The organism is Lactobacillus amylolyticus (genome assembly GCF_003999355.1).
Lineage (GTDB): Bacteria > Bacillota > Bacilli > Lactobacillales > Lactobacillaceae > Lactobacillus > Lactobacillus amylolyticus.
Genome location: NZ_CP031835.1, coordinates 797,879 through 819,941, shown reverse-complemented (window position 1 = coordinate 819,941; position 22,063 = coordinate 797,879). Strand labels below are relative to the sequence as shown.

At 37.4% G+C, this 22,063-nt stretch carries 23 protein-coding genes; all 23 read left to right on the top strand.

From position 1 onward, the window contains the following. The 23 genes from rsmH (at nt 1) to D0Z64_RS04030 (ending at nt 22,062) form a co-directional block, all read left to right on the top strand. The gene (rsmH, locus tag D0Z64_RS04140; protein WP_080881894.1) at nt 1–948 is read left to right on the top strand and encodes a 16S rRNA (cytosine(1402)-N(4))-methyltransferase RsmH; all 948 of its coding nucleotides are present in this window, start codon (nt 1–3) and stop codon (nt 946–948) included. A gap of 13 nt (nt 949–961) precedes the next feature. Further along, nucleotides 962–1,324, top strand: coding sequence for a cell division protein FtsL (gene ftsL, locus D0Z64_RS04135; protein WP_040456819.1), 363 nt, complete (start codon nt 962–964; stop codon nt 1,322–1,324). Next, nucleotides 1,324–3,495 carry a penicillin-binding protein gene (locus D0Z64_RS04130; RefSeq protein ID WP_080881473.1) on the top strand — a complete coding sequence of 724 codons (2,172 nt, stop codon included), beginning with the start codon at nt 1,324–1,326 and terminating at the stop codon, nt 3,493–3,495. Before ftsL ends, D0Z64_RS04130 begins: the two co-directional genes overlap by 1 nt. A gap of 4 nt (nt 3,496–3,499) precedes the next feature. Then, complete coding sequence (mraY, locus tag D0Z64_RS04125) at nt 3,500–4,459, top strand: phospho-N-acetylmuramoyl-pentapeptide-transferase (protein WP_006351413.1); 960 nt, start codon at nt 3,500–3,502, stop codon at nt 4,457–4,459. An 8-nt stretch (nt 4,460–4,467) separates the two neighbouring features. After that, nucleotides 4,468–5,847, top strand: coding sequence for a UDP-N-acetylmuramoyl-L-alanine--D-glutamate ligase (gene murD, locus D0Z64_RS04120; protein WP_080881472.1), 1,380 nt, complete (start codon nt 4,468–4,470; stop codon nt 5,845–5,847). 1 nt (nt 5,848) lies between these two features. Next, nucleotides 5,849–6,955, top strand: a complete 1,107-nt coding sequence (gene murG, locus D0Z64_RS04115; protein WP_080881471.1) for an undecaprenyldiphospho-muramoylpentapeptide beta-N-acetylglucosaminyltransferase — start codon at nt 5,849–5,851, stop codon at nt 6,953–6,955. 16 nt (nt 6,956–6,971) lie between these two features. Then, nucleotides 6,972–7,826, top strand: a complete 855-nt coding sequence (locus D0Z64_RS04110) for a cell division protein FtsQ/DivIB (protein ID WP_080881470.1) — start codon at nt 6,972–6,974, stop codon at nt 7,824–7,826. A gap of 62 nt (nt 7,827–7,888) precedes the next feature. After that, a complete protein-coding gene (ftsA, locus tag D0Z64_RS04105; RefSeq protein ID WP_127345658.1) occupies nt 7,889–9,238 on the top strand; it encodes a cell division protein FtsA in 1,350 nt (449 codons plus the stop codon). A gap of 14 nt (nt 9,239–9,252) precedes the next feature. Further along, nucleotides 9,253–10,584: a cell division protein FtsZ gene (gene ftsZ, locus D0Z64_RS04100; RefSeq protein ID WP_080881468.1), complete on the top strand. Its 1,332-nt coding sequence runs from the start codon at nt 9,253–9,255 to the stop codon at nt 10,582–10,584. 15 nt (nt 10,585–10,599) lie between these two features. Further along, nucleotides 10,600–11,040, top strand: coding sequence for a cell division protein SepF (locus D0Z64_RS04095; protein ID WP_080881467.1), 441 nt, complete (start codon nt 10,600–10,602; stop codon nt 11,038–11,040). A gap of 3 nt (nt 11,041–11,043) precedes the next feature. After that, the gene (locus tag D0Z64_RS04090) at nt 11,044–11,325 is read left to right on the top strand and encodes a YggT family protein (RefSeq protein ID WP_006351420.1); all 282 of its coding nucleotides are present in this window, start codon (nt 11,044–11,046) and stop codon (nt 11,323–11,325) included. 10 nt (nt 11,326–11,335) lie between these two features. Continuing rightward, nucleotides 11,336–12,136, top strand: a complete 801-nt coding sequence (locus D0Z64_RS04085; RefSeq protein WP_040456825.1) for a YlmH family RNA-binding protein — start codon at nt 11,336–11,338, stop codon at nt 12,134–12,136. A 14-nt stretch (nt 12,137–12,150) separates the two neighbouring features. After that, a complete protein-coding gene (locus tag D0Z64_RS04080; RefSeq protein WP_164742135.1) occupies nt 12,151–12,900 on the top strand; it encodes a DivIVA domain-containing protein in 750 nt (249 codons plus the stop codon). Between the two features lie 216 nt (nt 12,901–13,116). Beyond that, a complete protein-coding gene (ileS, locus tag D0Z64_RS04075) occupies nt 13,117–15,900 on the top strand; it encodes an isoleucine--tRNA ligase (RefSeq protein WP_080881465.1) in 2,784 nt (927 codons plus the stop codon). Continuing rightward, the gene (locus tag D0Z64_RS04070) at nt 15,900–16,106 is read left to right on the top strand and encodes a cold-shock protein (RefSeq protein WP_006351424.1); all 207 of its coding nucleotides are present in this window, start codon (nt 15,900–15,902) and stop codon (nt 16,104–16,106) included. Before ileS ends, D0Z64_RS04070 begins: the two co-directional genes overlap by 1 nt. A 21-nt stretch (nt 16,107–16,127) precedes the next feature. Further along, on the top strand, nt 16,128–16,703 hold the full coding sequence (locus D0Z64_RS04065; protein WP_006351425.1) for an NUDIX hydrolase: 576 nt from the start codon (nt 16,128–16,130) through the stop codon (nt 16,701–16,703). Beyond that, a complete protein-coding gene (locus D0Z64_RS04060; protein WP_080881464.1) occupies nt 16,696–17,016 on the top strand; it encodes a hypothetical protein in 321 nt (106 codons plus the stop codon). Before D0Z64_RS04065 ends, D0Z64_RS04060 begins: the two co-directional genes overlap by 8 nt. Nucleotides 17,017–17,034: 18 nt before the next feature. Beyond that, nucleotides 17,035–17,730: a 5'-methylthioadenosine/adenosylhomocysteine nucleosidase gene (locus D0Z64_RS04055; protein ID WP_006351427.1), complete on the top strand. Its 696-nt coding sequence runs from the start codon at nt 17,035–17,037 to the stop codon at nt 17,728–17,730. Next, the gene (locus D0Z64_RS04050) at nt 17,731–18,888 is read left to right on the top strand and encodes a cysteine desulfurase family protein (RefSeq protein ID WP_080881463.1); all 1,158 of its coding nucleotides are present in this window, start codon (nt 17,731–17,733) and stop codon (nt 18,886–18,888) included. It abuts the gene before it with no gap. 48 nt (nt 18,889–18,936) lie between these two features. Next, nucleotides 18,937–19,278 (top strand): DUF1831 domain-containing protein, encoded by a 342-nt coding sequence (locus tag D0Z64_RS04045; protein ID WP_127345657.1) that lies wholly within the window; start codon nt 18,937–18,939, stop codon nt 19,276–19,278. A gap of 6 nt (nt 19,279–19,284) precedes the next feature. Continuing rightward, nucleotides 19,285–20,412: a tRNA 2-thiouridine(34) synthase MnmA gene (gene mnmA / locus D0Z64_RS04040; RefSeq protein WP_127345656.1), complete on the top strand. Its 1,128-nt coding sequence runs from the start codon at nt 19,285–19,287 to the stop codon at nt 20,410–20,412. A gap of 115 nt (nt 20,413–20,527) precedes the next feature. Next, entirely contained in the window at nt 20,528–21,355 is an 828-nt protein-coding gene (locus D0Z64_RS04035; RefSeq protein WP_080881462.1) for a Cof-type HAD-IIB family hydrolase, read from the top strand. Nucleotides 21,356–21,402: 47 nt separating this feature from the next. Beyond that, nucleotides 21,403–22,062 (top strand): histidine phosphatase family protein, encoded by a 660-nt coding sequence (locus D0Z64_RS04030; protein WP_127345655.1) that lies wholly within the window; start codon nt 21,403–21,405, stop codon nt 22,060–22,062. Nucleotide 22,063: the final 1 nt, after the last annotated feature.

Here is a 22,063-nt window from a genome sequence, read left to right as displayed (position 1 = left end):
ATGAAATTCAAACACACCAGTGTACTCTTACACGAAACTATAGATAGTTTAAAACCAAAAGACGGTGGTCTTTACGTCGATGCAACTTTCGGCGGTGGTGGACATGCGAAATATCTGCTAAGCAAGTTGAATACGGGGACACTAATTGGTTTTGATCAAGATGAATATGCAATAAAGGCAGCAAAGTTGAACTTTACTGATTTATTACAAGAGGATAGTAATCCTAGGTTACAACTCGTACATGACAACTTTAGTCATTTGGAGCAGGACCTAGTAAAGCTGGGCTATCCAGATGGCATTGATGGCATTTATTATGACCTAGGTGTATCTTCACCACAATTTGATCAAGCTGAGCGGGGTTTTTCGTATCGATATAATGCAAGATTAGATATGAGAATGGATCAAAGCAAAGAGCTTGATGCATATCAATTAGTAAATCAAAGCAGTCAACGAGATTTGGCAAATATTTTGTACAAATATGGCGATGAAAAATTTTCACGTCAAATTGCTCATCGAATCGTTGAAAAACGCAGAGAAAAGCCAATTGAAACTACCTTCGAACTGGTAGATATCATCAAAGAAGCAATTCCTGCTTATGCACGAAGGACTGGCGGGCATCCAGCAAAGAAAAGTTTTCAGGCTCTAAGAGTGGCGGTTAACCATGAATTAGAAGTCTTGCAAACTTCTCTTGAGGAAGCAGTTAAGCTTTTACGTCCGAAAGGGCGGATCAGCGTAATAACGTTCCAGTCTGATGAAGACAAAATCGTTAAAAAAATATTTAAGAAATACTCTGAAGTAGAAGTACCCAGAGGGATGCCGATGATTCCAGATGGAATGAAACCAACACTTCGTTTGGTGAATCGCAAACCTATTACTGCTTCTGCTTTGGAATTGGAAAACAACAACCGCTCACACAGTGCAAAACTACGGGTTGCAGAGAAGATATAAAGAGGAAATGTTTATGGCTGATAGTTCTGCAAGAAGAATTGAATTTGAACCAAACAGAGAACCAAAATCTGTTAAAGTTAGGCGGATTGCTCCGAATCCACATCAAGTGCGTTGGACTGGTCTAGAAAGAACTTTAGTTGTATTGGGAAGCGCCATTACCTTAGGAATGATGGTTTTCCTAGTTTCTTCAAGTATTTCTGCGACCTCAGCGCAGCAAAAGCTCTCAGGTGTTGAACAATCCATTACCAATAAACAAAACAATATCACTAGTCTCAATCAAGAGATTGGTGAATTGACTTCCATTTCGCGCTTGAAGAAGATTGCTCGCAGTAAAGGTCTAACGTTAATTGAAAAAAACATTAGGACAGTTCGCTAATGAAAAAGAAAAATAATAGTTTAAAACTACAAAAATCCAAAGCCCACGGCTACCGCTTTACGATGGGGAGAATTCTCCAACTAGTCGTGGCTTTGGTTTTTCTTGTGTTTGTGGGAAGATTTTTATATATCGGTATTTCAAAAACAGTCCAAGGTCAAAATTTGTCGACTCGGACAAAACAGCTTTATATGCGCAATCAAGTGCTTAAAGCTAATCGAGGCACGATTTATGATCGCAATGGTTTGGTAATTGCAGAGGACTCGCATCTTTATACAATTTACGCGATATTGGACAAGTCTTCGATTAATTATAAAAATAAACCAGAATACGTTGTTAACAAACAAAAAACAGCGAAGCAATTGGCAAAGGTTTTGCCGATTTCGGAAAAGAAGATTCTACAGTATCTTTCACCCAAGTCTAAAGCCTTTCAAGTTCAATTTGGTTCTGCCGGTAGCGGCTTAACTAAAGATCAAAAAGAAAAAATTGAAGCGATGAAATTGCCAGGAATTAAGTTTATCGAAACTCCTTCACGGCTTTACCCGAATGGTGTTTTTGCATCGCACGTTGTTGGTTTAGCTCAACCAGAATACAACAAGAAGACTAATTCGCAGACAATTGTCGGAACAATGGGACTAGAAGCGTGGTTCAATAAAACTTTGACTGGAACAGACGGTTATAAAATCTCTTCATTTTATGCTTCAGAGAATCAAACGCCTAATTCAACTCAGACCTTTAAAGCTGCAAAAAACGGAAACAATTTATATTTGACGCTTGATTCGCAACTTCAGAGTCTATTGGAAGAAAAACTTAGTGAAGTTCAAAAAGCTTATGATCCAGTAAGTATGACGGCAGTCGTTGAAGACATGAAAACTGGGAAAGTAATGGCCGCTTCTCAAAGACCGACTTTTAATCCGCAAACCAAAAAAGGATTAACTAAATCATATCGAGATATCTTGGTTCAAGATACCTATGAACCTGGTTCGGTCTTCAAAATCTTGACTTTGGCTGCGGCTATTAATAGTGGCAATTATCACCCTAACCAGTACTACAATTCAGGATCTGTAAATGTTGGTGGCTCGACAATCCATGACTGGCTCACTTCTGGTTGGGGAAGTATTCCTTTGTCTCAAGCATTCCCACGTTCAAGTAACGTTGGCTTCGTTCATATTGAGCAGGCAATGGGTGCCAAAACTTGGCGCAAATATTTGAATCGTTTTAGAATTGGTAAAAAGACGGACGTAACATTGCCAGGCGAACAAGCAGGACTGATTTCCTTTAAAGGAGTTACCGACCAAGCCGTAACGAGTTTTGGTCAGGGTGTTAATGTCAATGTCATGCAAATGATGCAAGCATTCAGTAGTTTGGGCAATAATGGTCAAATGGTTAAACCACAATTTGTTGATAAGATTACTGATGCAAATGGCAAAACGATTAAATCCTACCAAGTTAAAAAAGTTGGAAAACCTGTTTATAGCAAAGCTACTCGTAAATTGTTGATTAAGAATATGAAGCGAGTTTTAAACAAACAAATTGGTACCGGTTATGCATACAAGATGTCAGGTATTAGTTTGGGAGTAAAAACCGGTACGGCGCAAATTGCTAAACCAAATGGTGGCGGCTATTTAACTGGTGACAGCAACTATATCTTCTCAGTAGTCGGTGTTACGCCAACTAAGAATCCACGTTATTGCGTTTATTTGACATTAAAGCAACCAAGAAAGATGACAGTATCTGCTGAAAAGATTCTTGCATCAATTTTCAAGCCAGTTATGCGTCGGGTTGTCATTATGTCTAAGAGTGAAAGTTTGGCTTCTAGTTCTTCAGTAGTTAAAACACCTAGCTTAACGCAGATGTCTTATGCTAAAGCCAAGAAAAAGGCAACTGCTGCTGGATTAAACGTTTTAAAGATTTCTAGTGGCTACAAAATTGTTAAACAGGGTGTCAAAAAAGGACAAAAAGTATCTTCCGGTTCAACTATCCTTCTTCTAGGTGATGGTACAGCTAAATGTCCAAACATGAATGGTTGGAGCCTAGAAGAGCTGAATCAGTTTGCAAACTTGACTGGAGTTAAATTAACGATTAAAGGCTCAGGTACCGTTAATAAACAGAGTCTAAAAGTTGGTACCAAGATAAAAACAGGGCAAAAGATTAGTATTAATTTAAAGGAGTAATAAGATGGTAATAAGCTTTATTGCACTAGTGAGTTCACTGGTATTAACGGCTATTTTCTTGCCATGGTTAATTATGTTTATGCATTCTCATCATGAAGGACAAGAAGTTCGTGATGAAGGACCTAAATGGCACAAAAAGAAATCCGGCACTCCAACAATGGGAGGTACGATTTTTGTAATTGCCGCAGTTATTTCCACTATTTGGGTTTCGGCTTGGCAACATCAAATTAATAAAACAGTTTGGATTTTGATTATTTCATTATTGGGGTACGGTATTATCGGCTTCCTGGATGATGGTATTAAACTTTATTACAAGCGTAATCTTGGCTTACGTGCATGGCAAAAATTAGCTTTGCAAATTGTGACTGCAATTGCAATTGTTTTAATTGCTGCTAGTGACAATTTCAGCTTTGGCTTATACATTCCATTTGCTGGCATTGTTAAGAGTGCTGTATTGTTCACTATTTTTATCATTTTCTGGTTGGTTGGCTTCTCAAATGCTGTTAACCTTTCAGATGGATTGGATGGTTTAGCAACAGGTTTATCAATCGTAGCTTATGGTACGTATGCTTATCTTGCCTTTAAGCAACACAATTCAGCTATCTTAATCTTTTGTATGAGTGTAATTGGTGGTTTAATTGCATTCTTCATCTTCAACCATAAACCTGCTAAAATCTTTATGGGAGATGCTGGTTCATTGGCCCTTGGTGGTGGTTTAGCAGCTGTAAGTATCTTTCTTAACCGACCATGGTCCTTGCTTTTAGTTGGTATTGTCTTTGTTTGTGAAACTGCAAGTGTAATTCTGCAGGTTATTTCTTTCCAAACTACAGGGAAGAGAATTTTTAAGATGACGCCAATCCACCACCACTTTGAAATGTTAGGCTGGTCAGAATGGAAAGTCGATATTGTCTTTTGGATCATAGGTTTGATTGGCAGTATTATTTACTTATGTATTTGGGGATAAAACAATAAATGAAACAGATCGATACATATAAAGGTAAAAATATTCTAGTTTTAGGTTTAGGAAAAAGTGGCTTTGCAGTTAGCAAAGTGCTTCTTCAATTAGGCGCCAAGTTGACTTTAAATGATAAGGCTGATCTGGACAAAAATGATAAAGCACAAGAACTCAAAAAGTTAGGCGTAAGAGTAATTGGCGGACATCATCCCGTTGAATTATTCGATCAAGAGCATTTTGACTACATGGTTAAAAACCCAGGAATTCCTTATGAAAATCCAATGGTGCAAAAAGCTGAAGAAAAGAAAGTTCCCATTATCACAGAACCTGAGATTGCTTTAAGCTGCAGTGAAGCACCTTATGTTTGCGTAACTGGTTCAAATGGTAAAACTACTACAGTTATGCTGACGCAAAGAATTTTGGATCATCATTTGCAAAAGTCTGGGCATCATGCATATGCTGTTGGCAACATTGGTGTCCCAATTTCTGAGGTAGTTCCTAAAGCCACAAAGGATGACATCTTGGTGGTTGAAATTTCAAGTTTCCAATTATTGGGTGTCACTGATATCGATCCTAAAGTGGCAGCAATTATAGATATTTATCATAATGTTCACTTGGATTATCACAAGACTTTCGAAAATTATGTAAATGCTAAATTGAATGTTACTCGTTTCCAAAATTCAGCAGATTATTTCATTGCAAACTTTGATCAAAAAGATATTTTGAAGAAGGAAAAAGAAACTACTAAAGCAAAAATTCAAACCTTCTCTGAAAAAGATAATTCAGCGGACTACTTTATTGGTGATGAATACCTTGAAAGTCAAAGCGAAAAGATTATGAAGATCGATGACATTAAATTGCCAGGTATTCATAACCAACAAAACTGTTTAGTTGCCATTGCTATTTCCAAATTAATGGGTGCCGAAAATGATGATATTCAAGCTGTTTTAAGCACTTTTGCTGGTGCTAAGCACCGTCTGCAATATGTCATGACTTTGGATGGCAGAAAAATTTATAATGATTCAAAATCAACCAATATTGAAGCAGCCACTGTGGCTATTCCATCATTTAAGCAGCCAGAGGTTTTGATTGCAGGTGGACTTGATCGTGGCTTTACTTTTGATTCATTGGTTCCGCTTTTTAAAGAGCATGTTAAGGCCATTGTCTTGTATGGTGAAACCAAGTATTTGTTGGCTGATGCAGCAAGAAAAGCTGGCATTAAAGATATTGTAATCGAAAATACTTTACAAGAGGCAGTACCAAAGGCATATGAATTAACCGAACCTGGTGATGTTTTATTGTTCTCACCAGCATGTGCATCATGGGACCAATTTAGAACATTCGAAGAACGTGGAGACTATTTCGTAAGTTTTGTAAAGGAATTAAAGACTAAATAAAATGAGAGTTATTTTTACTGGTGGCGGTACTGGCGGTCACATTTATCCAATTATGGCAATTATCGAACGTTTGAAAGAACGCGGAATTTGTACTAATGATGAAATTCTTTTTGTCGGAACACAAAAGGGATTGGAATCAAAGATTGTTCCAGCAGCGGGTGTTAACTTTAAAACAATAAAAATTCAAGGATTTAACCGTAAGCATCCTTTGAAGAATTTTGAAACAATCGAATTGTTTTTCAAAGCAACCAAACGTGCTAAAGAAATTTTAGATGATTTTAAGCCTGATGTTGTTTTAGGAACCGGTGGCTACGTTTCAGGTGCTCTTGTTTATGAAGCAGCCAAAATGCATATTCCAACGATGATCCATGAATCTAACTCTGTTGTTGGTTTAGCAAATAAGTTTTTAGGTCACTATGTAGATAAAATCTGCTACACTTTCGATGACGCTGCTAAACAATTTTCTGAAAAGAAGAAATTGGTTAAAACAGGCAACCCTCGTTCTCAACAAGTTTTAGGTCTTAATAATAAAAAAATTGATTTAGTCGAAAAATGGAATTTAAGTGCAAATATTCCAACTGTTTTAGTCTTTGGTGGTTCACGTGGTGCTCTTGCAATTAACCGCATCATGTTGAAATCACTGATGGAATTGAAGAAAAAACCATATCAAGTAATTTGGGCAACTGGTACTTATTATTTCGATGCAGTTCAAAAGAAAATAGATGGGATCGACATTGGCAGCAACATTAAAATTTTGCCATATATTAAAGATATGCCAGCACTTTTGCCAGAGATAACCTGTGTAGTTGCCAGATCCGGAGCTACTAGTATTGCTGAGTTTACTGCCCTAGGTGTTCCTGCAATTTTAATTCCAAGTCCAAATGTTACTCATAATCACCAAATGAAGAATGCTTTGGATCTTGAAAAAGCAGGTGCTGCTTTAGTATTGCCAGAAGATGATTTGAACCCTAATAATTTCGTTTCTTCTGTCGATCATATTTTACTCGATGAAAAATATGCTAAGAAGATGTCTGAGGCTTCAAAGGCTTTAGGTGTTCCTGATGCTTCAGATCAAGTTATTAAAGTAATGAAAGAGATTTCTCGTTAGAAAGAAGGTGAGGCAGATGCCTAAAAAAAGAGTGACAAAGATAGATCCACGAAAAGAATTATCACCATATCTTAATCACCAAGAAAATCAAAATCGCAATCATAAAAAAAAGAGCAAGGTTTCTGCCTCATTATCTAAACTAAAAAGTTATCGTCGGAAATCGCTTTTTAAAAACTTAGGTATCATTGTTGGTACTTCACTTATAGCTGTCCTCATCTTAGGCTATTATGTTTCTCCACTAGCTAATGTTAATAATGTTCAAGTGGTAGGAGCTGATGACTTATCCTCGAAGAAAGTTGTGTCCAGTTCAGGGATAAAAGCCTCAGATAAATTAATCGATTATCGGCTCAATTCTAAAAAATTGAATAGCAATTTGAAAAAGAAATATCCAGAAATTCAGCATGTCAGTGTTGAAATAAGTCATATTAATCGGTTAGTATTAAATGTTAAAGAATACCCGACAATAGCTTATATCAAAGTTAAAGATGGCTATCGCAAGCTTTTATCTAATGGAAAGATTTGCAGCAATGCTCTTGCCTGGTCAAAAATTGATCAGAGCAAACCGCTTTTTATTGGCTATAGCAAGAAGACATCTTTGACAGATGATTTGGAGCTCTTTAACAGTTTACCTGCTTCTTTTCGTAATCAAGTCAAGCTGCTGAGTGGGAGTGCCATTAGAAAATCACAGATTATTCTAGTGATGAAAGATGGCAATGTCGTTATCGGCGATATCTCTACCTTTAAGCAAAAAATCAAATATTATAATGCGATCAAGAAGAAAGCTGGCAAAAACAGTTTAATTGATCTTGAAGTCGGTGCTTTTAGTAGACCTTTAACAAAGAGTGAAATGAAGGCTTATGGCATATCATAGCTGTATTGAATCCACTTTTATGTTAAAATTTTTGCAATGCAATTATTAATGGGGGCTTAATTTTGGATTATTCAAATCTTTTGGTCGGCTTAGATATTGGTACCACCAGTATAAAAGCAGTTATTGCCGATGACGGTAAAGTAATTGGTGCAGTAGCAACACCAAACACAGGGATGCGGCACGGTAAAATAGTTGATATTGATCAAACCGCAGCTGCAATCAGTCAAACGCTTAAAGAAGTGGCAGAGAAGACCAATTCTAATATTTATCGAGTAGTAACTGGCATACCTGTAGGCTTATTGCAATTAGAGACAGCTACCGGAATTACAACTGTCAGCGATAACGGTCAAGAAGTTGGCAATGAAGATGTTAAACGTGTTTTGCAATCTGCAATTAAGTCAGCCGTTAAAGACGGCTACGATCCAATTGCTTTCTTGCCAAGCAGATTTATGATTGATGGTAAAACGGATGTTGACGACCCACGTAAGATGATTGCACACAGCTTGGCTGTTCGTGGCATTATTTTAACTGCACCATCGGGTTCATTGCACAATATTAGAAAGGCAATTGAAAGAGCAGGCTATAAGAACAATTTCTTCGTTCCAACTCCATTAGCTATAGCTAGCGTTGCCTTAGATGAAGGTGAAAGAACCTTTGGCTCTATTATCCTTGACTTAGGTGGCGGTACTTCCACTGCAACAAGTATTCATGAAGGTCAAATCAAATACGCTAAGACTGATCTTGAAGGTGGTAGCGACATCAGCAATGATATTTCCGTTGTATTAAGTACCTCCAAGAAAGATGCAGAGCAAATCAAATTAGATTATGGCTTTGCTGAACCAAGTTTAGCTTCAAAGAATGACAAGTTTGCCGTTAATAGTGTTGGTTCGAATGGACAACAAATGGTAGATGAGGTTTACTTAAGCGAAATTATTAATGCTCGGTTAATGCAAATTATTAAGAGAATTGGTAAAGGATTAGTCAAAACCAATGCTCTTAAATTGCCAGGCGGCATAATTATCACCGGTGGAGGCAGTTTGCTTCAAGGCATTGATAGTTTGGTTGCTAATACCTTAAATATCAAGACGCGGATCTATCAACCAGAACAAATGGGAATGAGAAGTCCAATTTATACTGCTGCATACGGCATTGTAAATTATGTTTATAAAATGTCTGATATTGACTTTTTGGTAAATACCGCTATTTATGGTGGACCGGTCAGTGCTGAACCAAGTCGTTCTTCAGAAAAAGAGAGTAATAATTTGAAAAGAACGGTTACTTATAGTGAAACTGAAGCAAAAGAAGCTTATAATAAAGATAAAATGCCAAGAAGAGATCATTCTTCTGAGAAAAAAGAAAATAAAAACAGAACAGGAAGAATAAAAGACTTCTTCAAAAAGTTCTTTGGCTAAAGGTGGTTAATTAGATGGATTTTACATTCGATTCAGACGACAATAAAAATGCTGTCATTAAAGTAATCGGTGTTGGTGGCGCCGGTGGTAATGCTGTTAACCGAATGATTGATGATGGTGTTCAAGGTGTTTCATTTATTGCAGCTAATACAGATGTACAAGCACTTAATAGTAATAAAGCAGAGGAAAAAATTCAATTAGGGCCTAAATTGACAAGAGGTTTAGGTGCTGGTTCACATCCTGAGGTTGGTCAAAAAGCCGCTGAAGAAAGTGAGCAAACGATTGAAGATGCCTTAAAAGGTGCAGATATGATCTTTATCACTGCCGGAATGGGTGGTGGTACTGGTACCGGGGCTGCTCCAGTTGTTGCTAAGATTGCAAGAGAAACTGGTGCTTTAACTGTTGGTGTTGTTACTAGACCATTTAGTTTTGAAGGCCCGAAGCGTTCCAGAAATGCCGCTGAAGGTATCACTCAATTAAAGCAATATGTTGATACTTTAGTTATTATTGCCAACAACCGCTTACTTGAAATGGTTGATAAGAAGACTCCAATGATGGATGCCTTTAAAGAAGCAGACAATGTCTTAAAGCAAGGTGTTCAAGGTATTTCAGACTTGATTACTTCTACAGACTACGTTAACTTGGACTTTGCTGATGTTAAGACAGTTATGGAAAACCAGGGTGCTGCCTTGATGGGTATTGGTCGTGCTAGTGGTGAAAACAGAACTGTTGAAGCTACTAAATTGGCTATTTCATCACCATTGCTTGAAGTCTCAATCGATGGTGCTAAACAAGTGTTGCTTAACATTACTGGTGGACCAGATTTGACATTATTTGAAGCTCAAGATGCATCTGAAATTGTTTCTAAGGCAGCTGGTGACGATGTTAACATTATCTTTGGTACTTCAATTAATCCTAACTTGGGTGACGAAGTAGTTGTCACAGTTATTGCTACAGGAATTGATTCGGCTACAGAAGAAGCTGCTTCAAAACAATTGCCAGGCAGAAGCCACCAAATCAAGTCTCAACCTAAGAAGACTGAAGAAGCTCAAGCTACTAAGCCAACGATTGGTCAAACTGTTCAACCAACAGTAAATCAAAGTACCAATAATACGACTGCTAAACACGAGAGTATGGTTGATCCAACTAGTGTTTGGGGCTTAAATAACGATGACCAAACTACTAGAAGAACTACACCAACTAACACAAACGCTAGTCAAGATGACAGCTTTGACTATTTCAGCAGCGAAGATCAAAATAGTATTTCACAAATTGAAACCAGTGCACAAGATGATGACGATGATAATAATGACATCCCATTTTTCAAGCACCGCGGTGAAAACTAATAGGGGGAAAGAAAGATGGCTTTTGATAAATTAGGTAGATTCTTCGGAATTTCCGACGATGATGATAATGTAGTGGATGAAGAAGAATATACTCAAGATCAAGAAAACGATGATACTCAAATTCCACTGAATACAGTTAACCGCGATAATGTGGTTTCTATTAAATCTGGAATGAATTCAAGCAAGAGTCAAATCGTTTTATATGAACCTCGTGTATATTCTGATGCTAAAGATGTTGCACAAAACTTATTGCAAAATAAGGCTGTTGTAATTAACTTTAGCAGAATGGAAGATAGCTCAGCTAGAAGAATCGTTGATTTTATTACCGGTACTGTTTATGCTCTAAATGGTAAAATTCAAAGAATTGGCGACAAGATCTTCTTAGCTACACCTCCAAAATTCGTTACTGATGGCAAGATCAGTGAATTAGTTGATAAGAAAGATAATTTGGACTAGTTAATGATTGGTTACTACATTTTTATTGGAATATCCTATATTATTTGGATTTATAGCATTATTTTGGTAATTGATGCAATTATGAGCTGGCTTCCTTTTTTAGCCAATTCATTTGTTGGCAGATTGCTTAATAGAATTGTGAATCCATATCTGAATCTGTTTAGAAGAGGACCAGTTGCTAAATTAGCTTTTAGTACAGGAATTGATATTTCGCCTGTAATTGGTATTTTCATTCTTTATTTGATTCAAGGATTAATCCAAAATATTGCATACAGATTTATTTAATGGTGGGTTAATGGAAAAAAGACAAGCGAGTAGTTTTTACCCACATTTTCAATTAGATGAAAGACCAACAGTTGATAAACTTGTTGGTCTTTTTAATAACTTAGTATTTAAGCATGAAAGCTTATTAACAGATTTCTTAGATCCCGGACAACGGGAAATATTAAAAATAATTGTTGGTAATGAGGCTTTTTTGCAAGATTTTGGCGGTTATCTAAATTCTGAGAAAAGAAGAGTTTATCTAAGTGAAGAGTGGGAAAATTTTAGAACAACTGACTTTCAAGTCCAAGCTTTTGAAATACAATATCCAACCAAATTTTATAAGTTGACACATAGCTCAATTTTAGGAACATTAGCTAATTCTGGGATTAAAACTGATACTTTTGGCGATATTATTACAGATGGACATGGCAAATGGCAATTTTTTGCAAAAAAGGAATTGCAAAGCTATTTTGAAGAGCAAATCGTTAGAATTGGTAAAAGCAAGGTAAAATTGCAGCCAATTTCTTTTAAAGAAGTACTTGTTCCTGAAGATGATTCAATTGAAAAGGTTGAAATTGTTTCTTCATTAAGATTAGATGCAATTTTGGCTGGCATCAGTAAGCAAAGCAGAACGCAATTAAAAACGCAAATTGAAGACGGAACAGTCAAATTAAATTGGCATGATATTGTAAATTCTAATATAATGATTAAAGAAAATGATGTGATCAGTTTGCGCCATTTTGGTCGGTTACAAATTACGAGCATTGCTTCTACAAGAAAAGGAAAATTTAGGGTGGTGTTGAAGCTTTGGCAAACGAAGAAAAAAAGGTAAGTCAAATTACTCCGATGGATATTCATAACAAAGAGTTCAAACGTCGGGGCAGAAATGGGTATGATCGTTATGAAGTCGACAAATTCTTAGATGAGATTGTTGACGATTATGGTGACGCTCTTGATCAAGTGGTTGATCTTAAGAATAAAGAAGTTGATCTCAACAAGAAACTGGATCAATTTGAAGATGAAAATGAAAATCTTAAGAATGAATTGCAACAATATCGTCAACGTGAACAAGAAGTAAACGAGGTATTGGTTTCAGCACAAGAATCAGCTACGCGAATTAAAAAAGAAGCTCAAGAAAAAGCAGACAGTATTATTAACGATGCCAAAAATCAAATTGCTACAGATACTAAATTTGAGCAGCAACAGAAAGATACTCTAGCTGAAGATTACGATCGTCTTAAAGAAGAAGTAGGTTCTTTTAGAGCACAATTACAAGAGATGCTCAAAAAGCAGATTACTATTTTAAATGATGATCAATGGCAAAAGGCTTTAGACAAATATTTTGATACTGATCGTTATTACCCAGAGGATGGTTCTGAACCTATTCCAACTGCTAATGATGAGTCAAAGAAAGTTGACAAATCTGCTGAAGATGCTTTAGAATCTTCTCATAAGCCTACTAATGACGATACAAAACCAATTGTGGGCGATAGTCCAAGTGAAGAGACAATTGATGTTAAACCACAGAGAAGAACCAGATTAAACTCTGGTCCTACAATTATCTTTCCCGACGACTATAAAGATCGAAAGAATTAATTAGACTGACAGTAAAACTTAAGGGCAATTCAGCGAGTTAGCGATGGTGGAAGGCTAACAAAAGAGCCTAAAAGTTGATCAGCTGCCGATTGGGTCTAAGCGTTTAGTTGCATGATACGCAACGATAAGTGGAGCTTTTGGCTCAAATTAGGTGGTACCACGGTTAACCTCGTCCTAAATTAGGGACGAGGCTTTTTTGCTAGAAAGGAATTTTGAATGAGAATCAAGGATACTTTGAATTTAGGCAAAACTAAATTTAAGATGCGCGGCAATCTTCCTGTCCGTGAAGCTCAATGGCAAAAACAATGGGAAGAAAATAAATTATATGAACAAAGATTAAAGTTAAACGAAGGCAAGCCTCGTTTTGACTTGCATGATGGCCCTCCATTTGCTAACGGCAACATTCATATGGGCCATGCCTTAAACAAGATTTCCAAGGATATCATTGTTCGTTACAAGAACATGGATGGCTATTACGCACCTTATGTTCCTGGATGGGATACTCACGGCCTTCCTGTTGAACAACAACTTGCTAAAAAGGGCGTAGATCGTAAGACAATGGATCGTGCAAAGTATCGTGAACTTTGTCGTGAATACGCTGAAAAGCAAATTAAAAAGCAAATGACCGACTTCAAGCGCTTAGGTGTAATGGCTGACTGGGATCATCCTTACATTACTTTACAACCTGAATTCGAAGCTGAAGAAATCAGGATTTTTGGCGAAATGTATAAGAAGGGCTACATCTATAAGGGTAAGAAGCCTGTTTACTGGTCATGGTCAAGTGAATCAACTTTAGCAGAGGCCGAAGTTGAATATAAAGACGTTAAAGCAAATTCAATTTTCGTTGCCTTCCCAGTTAAAGATGGCAAAGGAATTATCGATCCAGAAAATGCCTATTTTGTAATCTGGACTACTACTCCTTGGACTATTCCAGCTAATGAAGCAATTTGTGTAAACCCTAAGTTTGATTACGTAGTAGTAAACGTTGGCGACAAGAACTACGTTGTAGCTGCAGGCTTGCTTGATAGCGTTGCTGAACAAATTGGTTGGAAAGATTATAAAGTAATCAAGACTATCAAGGGTGCAGACATGGAATACATGACTGCTAAGCATCCTCTTTACGATAAAGAAAGCTTGGTTATTGAAGGCTTCCATGTAACTTTGGATGATGGTACTGGTTTGGTTCATACTGCACCTGGCTTTGGTGAAGATGACTTTAATGTTGGTCAAAAGTACCACTTGCCAATTTTTAGTCCAGTTGATGCACAAGGAAAATATACTGATGAAGTACCTGAATTAGCCGGCATGTTTTATCAGGATGTCGATAAGTTAATGGTGCAAAAGCTTAAGGACTGTGGAGCTTTGCTTAAGCTCAAAGTCTTTACCCACTCATACCCACATGATTGGCGTACTAAGAAACCAGTTATTTTCAGGGCTACTACGCAATGGTTTGCTTCAATTGAACCATTCAGAAAACAAATTCTTGATCAAATTGACAAGGCCAGCTTCATTCCTTCATGGGGTAAAACTCGTCTTTACAACATGATTAAAGATCGTGGCGACTGGGTAATTTCCCGTCAACGTGCTTGGGGTGTTCCACTTCCAATTTTCTACGCAGAAGATGGCACTCCAATTGTTGCTCCTGAAACTATTGAACATGTAGCTAAGATAGTTGAAAAAGAAGGAACAATTGCTTGGTACAAGCACACTGCTAAAGAATTGCTTCCAGAAGGCTTTACTTCAGAACATTCACCAAATGGCGAATATACTAAAGAAAAAGATATCTTGGATGTTTGGTTTGACTCTGGGACATCATGGGCTGGTGTCATGAGAAAACGCGATGGGCTTCATTTCCCAGCTGATCTCTATCTTGAAGGCTCTGACCAATACCGTGGCTGGTTCAACTCTAGTTTAATTACTTCAGTTGCTACCACTGGCTTGGCACCTTACAAACAAGTTTTATCACAAGGCTTTGTGTTGGATGACAAGGGCCACAAGATGTCTAAATCACTTGGCAATGTTATTTCACCAAATGACGTTATCAAGAAGATGGGTGCCGAAATTATTCGTCTCTGGGTAGCTCAAGCAGATACTTCTTCTGACGTTGCCGTATCTTATGATATTTTGAGTCAATCTGCAGAAAGCTACCGTAAGATTAGAAATACCTTCCGTTACATGTTGGCCAACACAAGCGATTTTGATCCGGAAGAAAATCGGATTGCTTATGAAGATTTGCGTTCTGTCGACCAATACATGGAAGTAAAGCTCAATGATTTGATTAGAGACTGTCTTGCTGCTTACGATAAATATGACTTCTCAACTGTCTTCAAGAAGGTCTTTAACTTTATTTCAAATGATCTTTCATCATTCTACTTAGACTTTGCTAAGGATGTTCTTTATATTGAAGCTAAAGACAGTCATGCACGTCGTTCAATGCAAACTGTAATTTACGATGCAGCAGTTAAATTAGCTAAAATTTTGACACCAATCTTGCCACACACGATGGAAGAAGTATGGAGCTTTTTGAAAGAAAAAGAAAACTATGTCCAACTTGCTAACATGCCAGAAGTTGTAACTTACGAAAATCGTGAAGAATTGCTTGAAAACTGGCATAAATTCATGAATCTTCGTGATGATGTTTTGAAGGCATTGGAAGACGCAAGAAATAATAAACTGATTGGTAAATCATTTGAAGCAGCTGTTACGATCTATCCTGATAAAGAAACTAAGTCAATGCTCGATGATTTGAAGGCAAACTTCAGAGAAATCTTGATTGTTTCTAAGCTAACAATTGTTTATGGTGAAGCTCCAGCAAATGCTGAAAAGCTTAATAATGCTGCAATTGTTGTTGAACACGCAGAAGGCGAAGTTTGTCCACGTTGTCGAATGATCAGAAACGACATCGGCAAGGATCCAAAATTGCCAATGCTTTGTGGTCGTTGTGCTGAAATTGTTGAGGCTAATTTCCCAGAAGCTGCCGAAGAGGGACTTGAAAAATAATGCGTTTAGGAACAGTAAAACAGTTTGATGAAGGAAGCAGCTATGGTTTTATCACCGATGAGCAGAACCATAAGTCTTACTTTGTCTTTTATACTGCTATTAAAGAAGAAGGATATAAACGATTAGAGGTTGGCCAAAGAGTGAAATATCAATTAGCACAAGGCAAAAATGGTTTGCAATGCGTGAATGTATATTTGGCTGACTAATTAAGATAGGTGGAAGTTTGAATGGATTTAAAAGAAACAGAAATTTCTTCTCAACCCATCTTTAAGGGTAGAATTGTTGAGTTATATGTTAGAACAATTAAGCTCCCAAACGGAGAAACTTCAACGCGAGAAGTAGTTAAGCACCAGCCTGCAGCGGCAGCAATTGCAATTAATGATAAAAAGCAGATGCTGCTGGTTAAGCAATGGCGTGAGCCAATTAAAGCCTTAACTCTTGAAATTCCGGCTGGTTTAATTGACGAAACAGATAATAGTCCGCTAGATGCAATTAAGCGTGAGCTTAATGAAGAAGGCGGCTATGAAGCTGATTATTGGGAAAAAGTAGCAGAATTTTATTCTTCTGTTGGTTTTACCGATGAAAAGCTGTATCTTTTCTATTGTGATACTTTAACCAAGCTGCAAGAAAAGCGTTCGCTTGATGCAGACGAGTTTTTGACTGCAGACTGGTATAGTTTGGATGATTTAAAAAAGTTAATGTCTGAAGGCAAAATTGTTGATGCTAAAACGGTTTATGCCATTACATTTTGGGAGAATATGTTATTAACTAGTGCCCAAGATACGAAGGAAAAAGATGGCTGAAAAACGTTCTGATTATCGCAGACAACAATCAAGAAAAAAAGGTAAAAAACTTTTACATCATATCAGATCGGCTTTTGCTGATCAAGATAGCACCGAAGAGAAAGTAGACGTCAATCCGGAATTTCAAAGAACTCAAACGGAGAGACGATCCTTTACTGATGATTGTCAAGAATTTGCAAATAATTCTGAACCAATTGATACTGGCTTGTCGCGAAAAGATAAGAGTTTAAGACTGAAAAAGAGATTGAATCGTGCTATTCTGATAGTGTTCGTTCTGATCATATTGGTGCTTTTGGCACTGTTTCATTTATAAAAAGAATAGAGGAAAAGTATGAAGATTGCGATTATTGCCCCAATGGAAATTGAGGCTGCTTATTACCGCAAATACTTTCACTCAGAAGATAAGGAAATGTTCGGATCAACTGTATTCGAACATTTTTCTGTTAATGGTAACGATGTTTACCTTGGCTTGAGTGGAATTGGCAAAGTGCAAGCAGCTATGAATTTGGCTAGTTTATTGAGCAACGTTGATATTGACATGATTTTTATGACAGGTTCAGCTGGTTCAATGAATCCCGACGTTCATAAAGAAGATTTGATTCTTCCTAGCGAATTTGCATACCATGATGCGCATAATACGATGGCGGGTGATTATGTTGAAGGACAGATTCCACAAGAACCTGCACGCTTTAAGCTTGATTCACCTGAAAGAGCAAAATTTGGCCAATATTTAAAGTCTAAGGGCGTTGATTATAAGGAAGGCTTAGTTGTAACTGGTGACTCATTTATTGCGTCTGATGCACAAAAGAAGACAATTAAGAAGAATTTTCCAGATGCACTTGGCGTAGAAATGGAAGGAGCAGCTTTCGCACAAGTCGCATATCACTTCAATAAGCCTTTGATTGCGATGCGAGCAATCTCTGATAACGGTGATGAAGACGCCAATGAAGACTTTGACGCTTTTGTTAAAAAAGTTGGAGCTAAGGCTGCAAAATTAATCTGTGATTATGTAGAGGAGATTGATTAAATGAGTGAGATTTACTTAGATAACGCTGCTACGACGCCAATGTCGCCAAAAGTAATCGATGTGATCACTGACCAAATGAAAAATGATTTTGGCAATGCTTCTAGTACGTATCAACTGGGCAGACAGGCAAGACATGTTATCGATCAGGCACGTCATCAGATTGCGCAGGCGATTAATGCTCAAGATGGTGAGATCATCTTTACTTCTGGCGGCTCAGAAAGCAATAATACAGCTATTTTTGGTACAGCTTACAGTCGCAAAGATATCGGCAAAAAAATAATTACCACTAAAATTGAACACCCTTCCGTTTTAAATCCGATGAAGAGATTAGAGAAACAAGGCTACGAAGTGGTTTATCTTGATGTCGACGAAAGCGGACATATTTCTCTTGATCAGTTGAAAAAGGAACTAACTCCGGACACGATTTTGGTTTCAATCATGGCTGTCAATAATGAAGTAGGCTCAATTATGCCAATTCAAAAAATTGGTGAGCTAGTGGCTGATAGCAATGCTTATTTTCATGTAGATGCCGTTCAAGGGATGGGCTCAATTGATTTAGACGTTAAGAAGATGAAGATTGATTTCTTATCCGTTTCTGCGCATAAAATTAATGGACCTAAATTCTTAGGCTTTTTATATGAAAATAGCAAGATAACGATTCCTGACCTGGTACTTGGTGGGGAGCAGGAGATGAAGCGAAGAGCCGGAACGGAAAACGTTCCTGGTATTGCCGGCTTTGGCGAAGCTGTTAAAGAGTTAATGACGATTGGCCATGCCTCTCTGCAAAAGAAATATAAGCATTTTCAAGATATTATTTTGAATACGCTTGATAAAGCAGGGATCAAGTATCATATTAATGGTGGACGAGGAGAAAATGTCTCTCATCACGTCTTGAATTTGCAGATTGATGGTGTCTCCACTACTGTTTTGCAAACGATGCTTGATTTAAATGGCTATGCGGTGTCTGGCGGATCAGCATGTACAGCAGGTTCACTAGAGCCTTCACATGTTTTGATTGCTTGTTTTGGAGCTGATTCTCCTAGAATCAAGGAATCTATCCGGATTTCTTTTGGTCGTTACAATACAGATGAAGAAGTCAGCCGGTTTGCAAAGAAATTGACAGAAATTGCTCAAGAAAAACAATCCAGTGAAAAATAGTTGCTTTCAAAAAGAAAGTAACTTATTATTAATAAGCGAGGAATTAAAATGGCAAATACAGTTGTGATTAATGGTGATAAACGAAAATTCACTTTGAGTCCGGATATTAAGTTATATGCTTTAATTGATGCAGGCTTTATGAAGACTGCTAAAGGCAATTTTAACTATGAACATCCCTTGTATAATGATTCACCTTATAATGCGCCAACTAAGCTCAAGATTACAATCAACAAGGAATTGTCACATCTGACCATGGTTGTTACTGATCGCAATGGTTTGCAAAAGGTTAATATTTTTAAGAACAAGCAATTGGCCCCAACTGTCGATCTTTTAAATTATATTTTGAAAGATTTGGAGGAGCATAAAATTATTGTTCCAGTAAAGGATTGATTTTTGATGGTAGATAATAAGAAAAAAAGAGTCGTTGTCGGCATGAGTGGAGGCGTGGATTCTTCTGTTTCTGCACTTCTTCTTAAACAACAAGGCTATGACGTAATTGGCGTCTTCATGAAAAATTGGGACGACACCGATGATGCTGGTGTTTGTACCGCAACTGAAGATTATGAAGATGTCAAAAAAGTTGCTGATAAAATCGGCATTCCTTATTATTCAATCAATTTTGAAAAAGAATATTGGCACCGGGTTTTTGAGTATTTCTTAAACGAATACAAAAAGGGCAGAACGCCTAACCCCGATGTTATGTGCAATAGCCAAATCAAGTTTAAATCGTTCCTAGAATTCGCTATGGATCTGGATGCTGACTATATTGCAATGGGACACTATGCTAAGACTGTCAAAGATGAAAATGGAATCGTGCATATGATGCGCCCTAAAGATGGCAATAAGGATCAAACATATTTCTTAAGTCAGTTGAGTCAAGAGCAAATTAAAAAAGTTATCTTTCCTTTAGCTGATTTAACTAAGCCACAAGTACGTGAAATTGCACTTGCCAATGGTTTAGCTACGGCCAAGAAAAAAGATTCAACTGGAATTTGTTTCATTGGTGAAAGAAACTTTAGAAAGTTCTTGAGTGAATTTTTGCCAGCAAAATCTGGAAAAATGGTGACGCCAGATGGTCACGTAGTCGGTGAGCACGCTGGATTAATGTATTACACAATTGGTCAAAGACAAGGTTTAGGACTGGGGTCTACCAAACAATCAACAGATCCATGGTTTGTTGTCGGTAAAGATTTGAAGAAGAATGAATTGATCGTTGAGCAAGGCTATGACAGCAAATTGCTTTATGCTACTGAACTTAAGGCAAGTGACATGTCATTCTTCACTGGCAAGCCTGATCATGATGTTGAATTTCATTGTTCTGCAAAGTTTCGCTATCGTCAATGTGATGTTGGCGTTACTGTAAAATATCACGCGGTAGAAAATAGAGTTGATGTTTTTTTTGATGAACCAGCGCGTGCAGTAACGCCTGGTCAAGCACTTGTGCTTTATAATGGCGAGGAGTGCTTGGGTGGCGGCTTTATTGACGCGGCTTACCAACATGAAAAGCAGCTGCAATTAATTTAATTAGAACAAACAGAGATAAAACGAGCAAAGTTTTATCTCTGTTTTTATTTTGAAAGAAAAATTTTGATGGTAAACTAATATTGTATAGACCAATATGTTAGAAAGGAAATCAATGATGTATAAACTTATTGCCTGTGACCTTGATGAAACCTTAATCAGTGATGATTCAACAATTTGTGAACGCAACCGCGAGTCAATCAAAAAGGCACTGTCACTAGGAGTAAAATTTGTTCCGGCAACGGGCAGAGGCTATGTTGCAATTGCTAATATTTTAAAAGAGCTGAACTTGTACAATAAGGCGGATGAATACGTGATTTCTTTTAATGGTGGCTGCATTAGTGAAAACAAGGATAATCAGATTTTAAAATTTACTGGCATCCCTTTTAAGAAGGCAGAAGAGTTATTTAATATTGGCAAGAACTTTGACGTCTGCATTCACGTTTATACTAAGAAAAAAGTATACTTGTACCATGCTAGCGATGATGAATTTGATTATATGAAAGTACGTCATCCTGTTGAAAAGATTGATGATCAAACTGATCTTAGCTTCTTAAAAGGTGAAAAAATTGCCAAGATGATTTATGGCAATCAAAATATGAACTATCTTCATGAAGTAGCAGATAAGATCAAAAACGAAACCGCTGATTTAGATGTTTCATATTCATCTAACAGATTTTTGGAATTAAATCATGCTGGCATCAATAAGGGTATCGGTTTAATCTGGTTAGCTGATAAGCTTGGCATTAAGCCTGAAGAAACAATGGCGCTTGGTGATAACTGGAATGATCTGTCAATGATTCAAGCTGCTGGTTTAGGAATTGGGATGCAAAATGCCGTTCCTGATATGAAAAAGGACTGTGATTTTATTACTGCAGCTAATAACAATCAAGGCGGGGTTGGCGAAGCAATTGAACGGTTTATTTTAAAGCCAGCTAAGGATTAAACTTAAGTCATATTTTTGCTACAATGGTCTCTAAGGAGATAAAAATTATGCAAATTTATTTTGTTCGTCATGGAAAAACTGAATGGAATTTAGCCAGTCGCTTTCAAGGTGGTCACGGAGATTCACCCCTATTGCCCCAAAGTCTAAAAGATATCCAAAAACTTGGAAAGTATTTAAAAGGCACCAAGTTTCGTGGTATTTTTGCTAGTCCTCTTCAAAGAGCTTTTAATACGGCTCAGGGCATAGATGATGCAATGAACGCTAAGTTGCCAGTAGTGATTGATGAACGCTTGCGTGAGTTCAATTTGGGCGATATGGAAGGCATGAAGTTCGACGATGCTGCCAAAAAGTATCCTAAACAAATTGATAACTTTTGGCATCATCCTGATCAATACGATCCACGAGAATTGCATGGCGAAACCTACGAACATGTTATTGCACGCGGCAAAGATTTTGCTACAGAAATGGCTCAGCGTTTTCCAGAAGATGACGATAAAATCCTGGCAGTTAGTCATGGTGCTGCTTTATCAGCAATCATGGGTGGTTTATTAGGCTATCCTTTAAAAGACGTACGTAAACGTGGCGGCTTGAGCAACACTAGTTTGACGGTTCTGGAGACTAAAGATGGTGGCAAAACTTTCCATCCGGTAATCTGGAATGAGACGGATTATTTAGGAAGAAAACTTTCAAAAACTGATTCACTTTAAA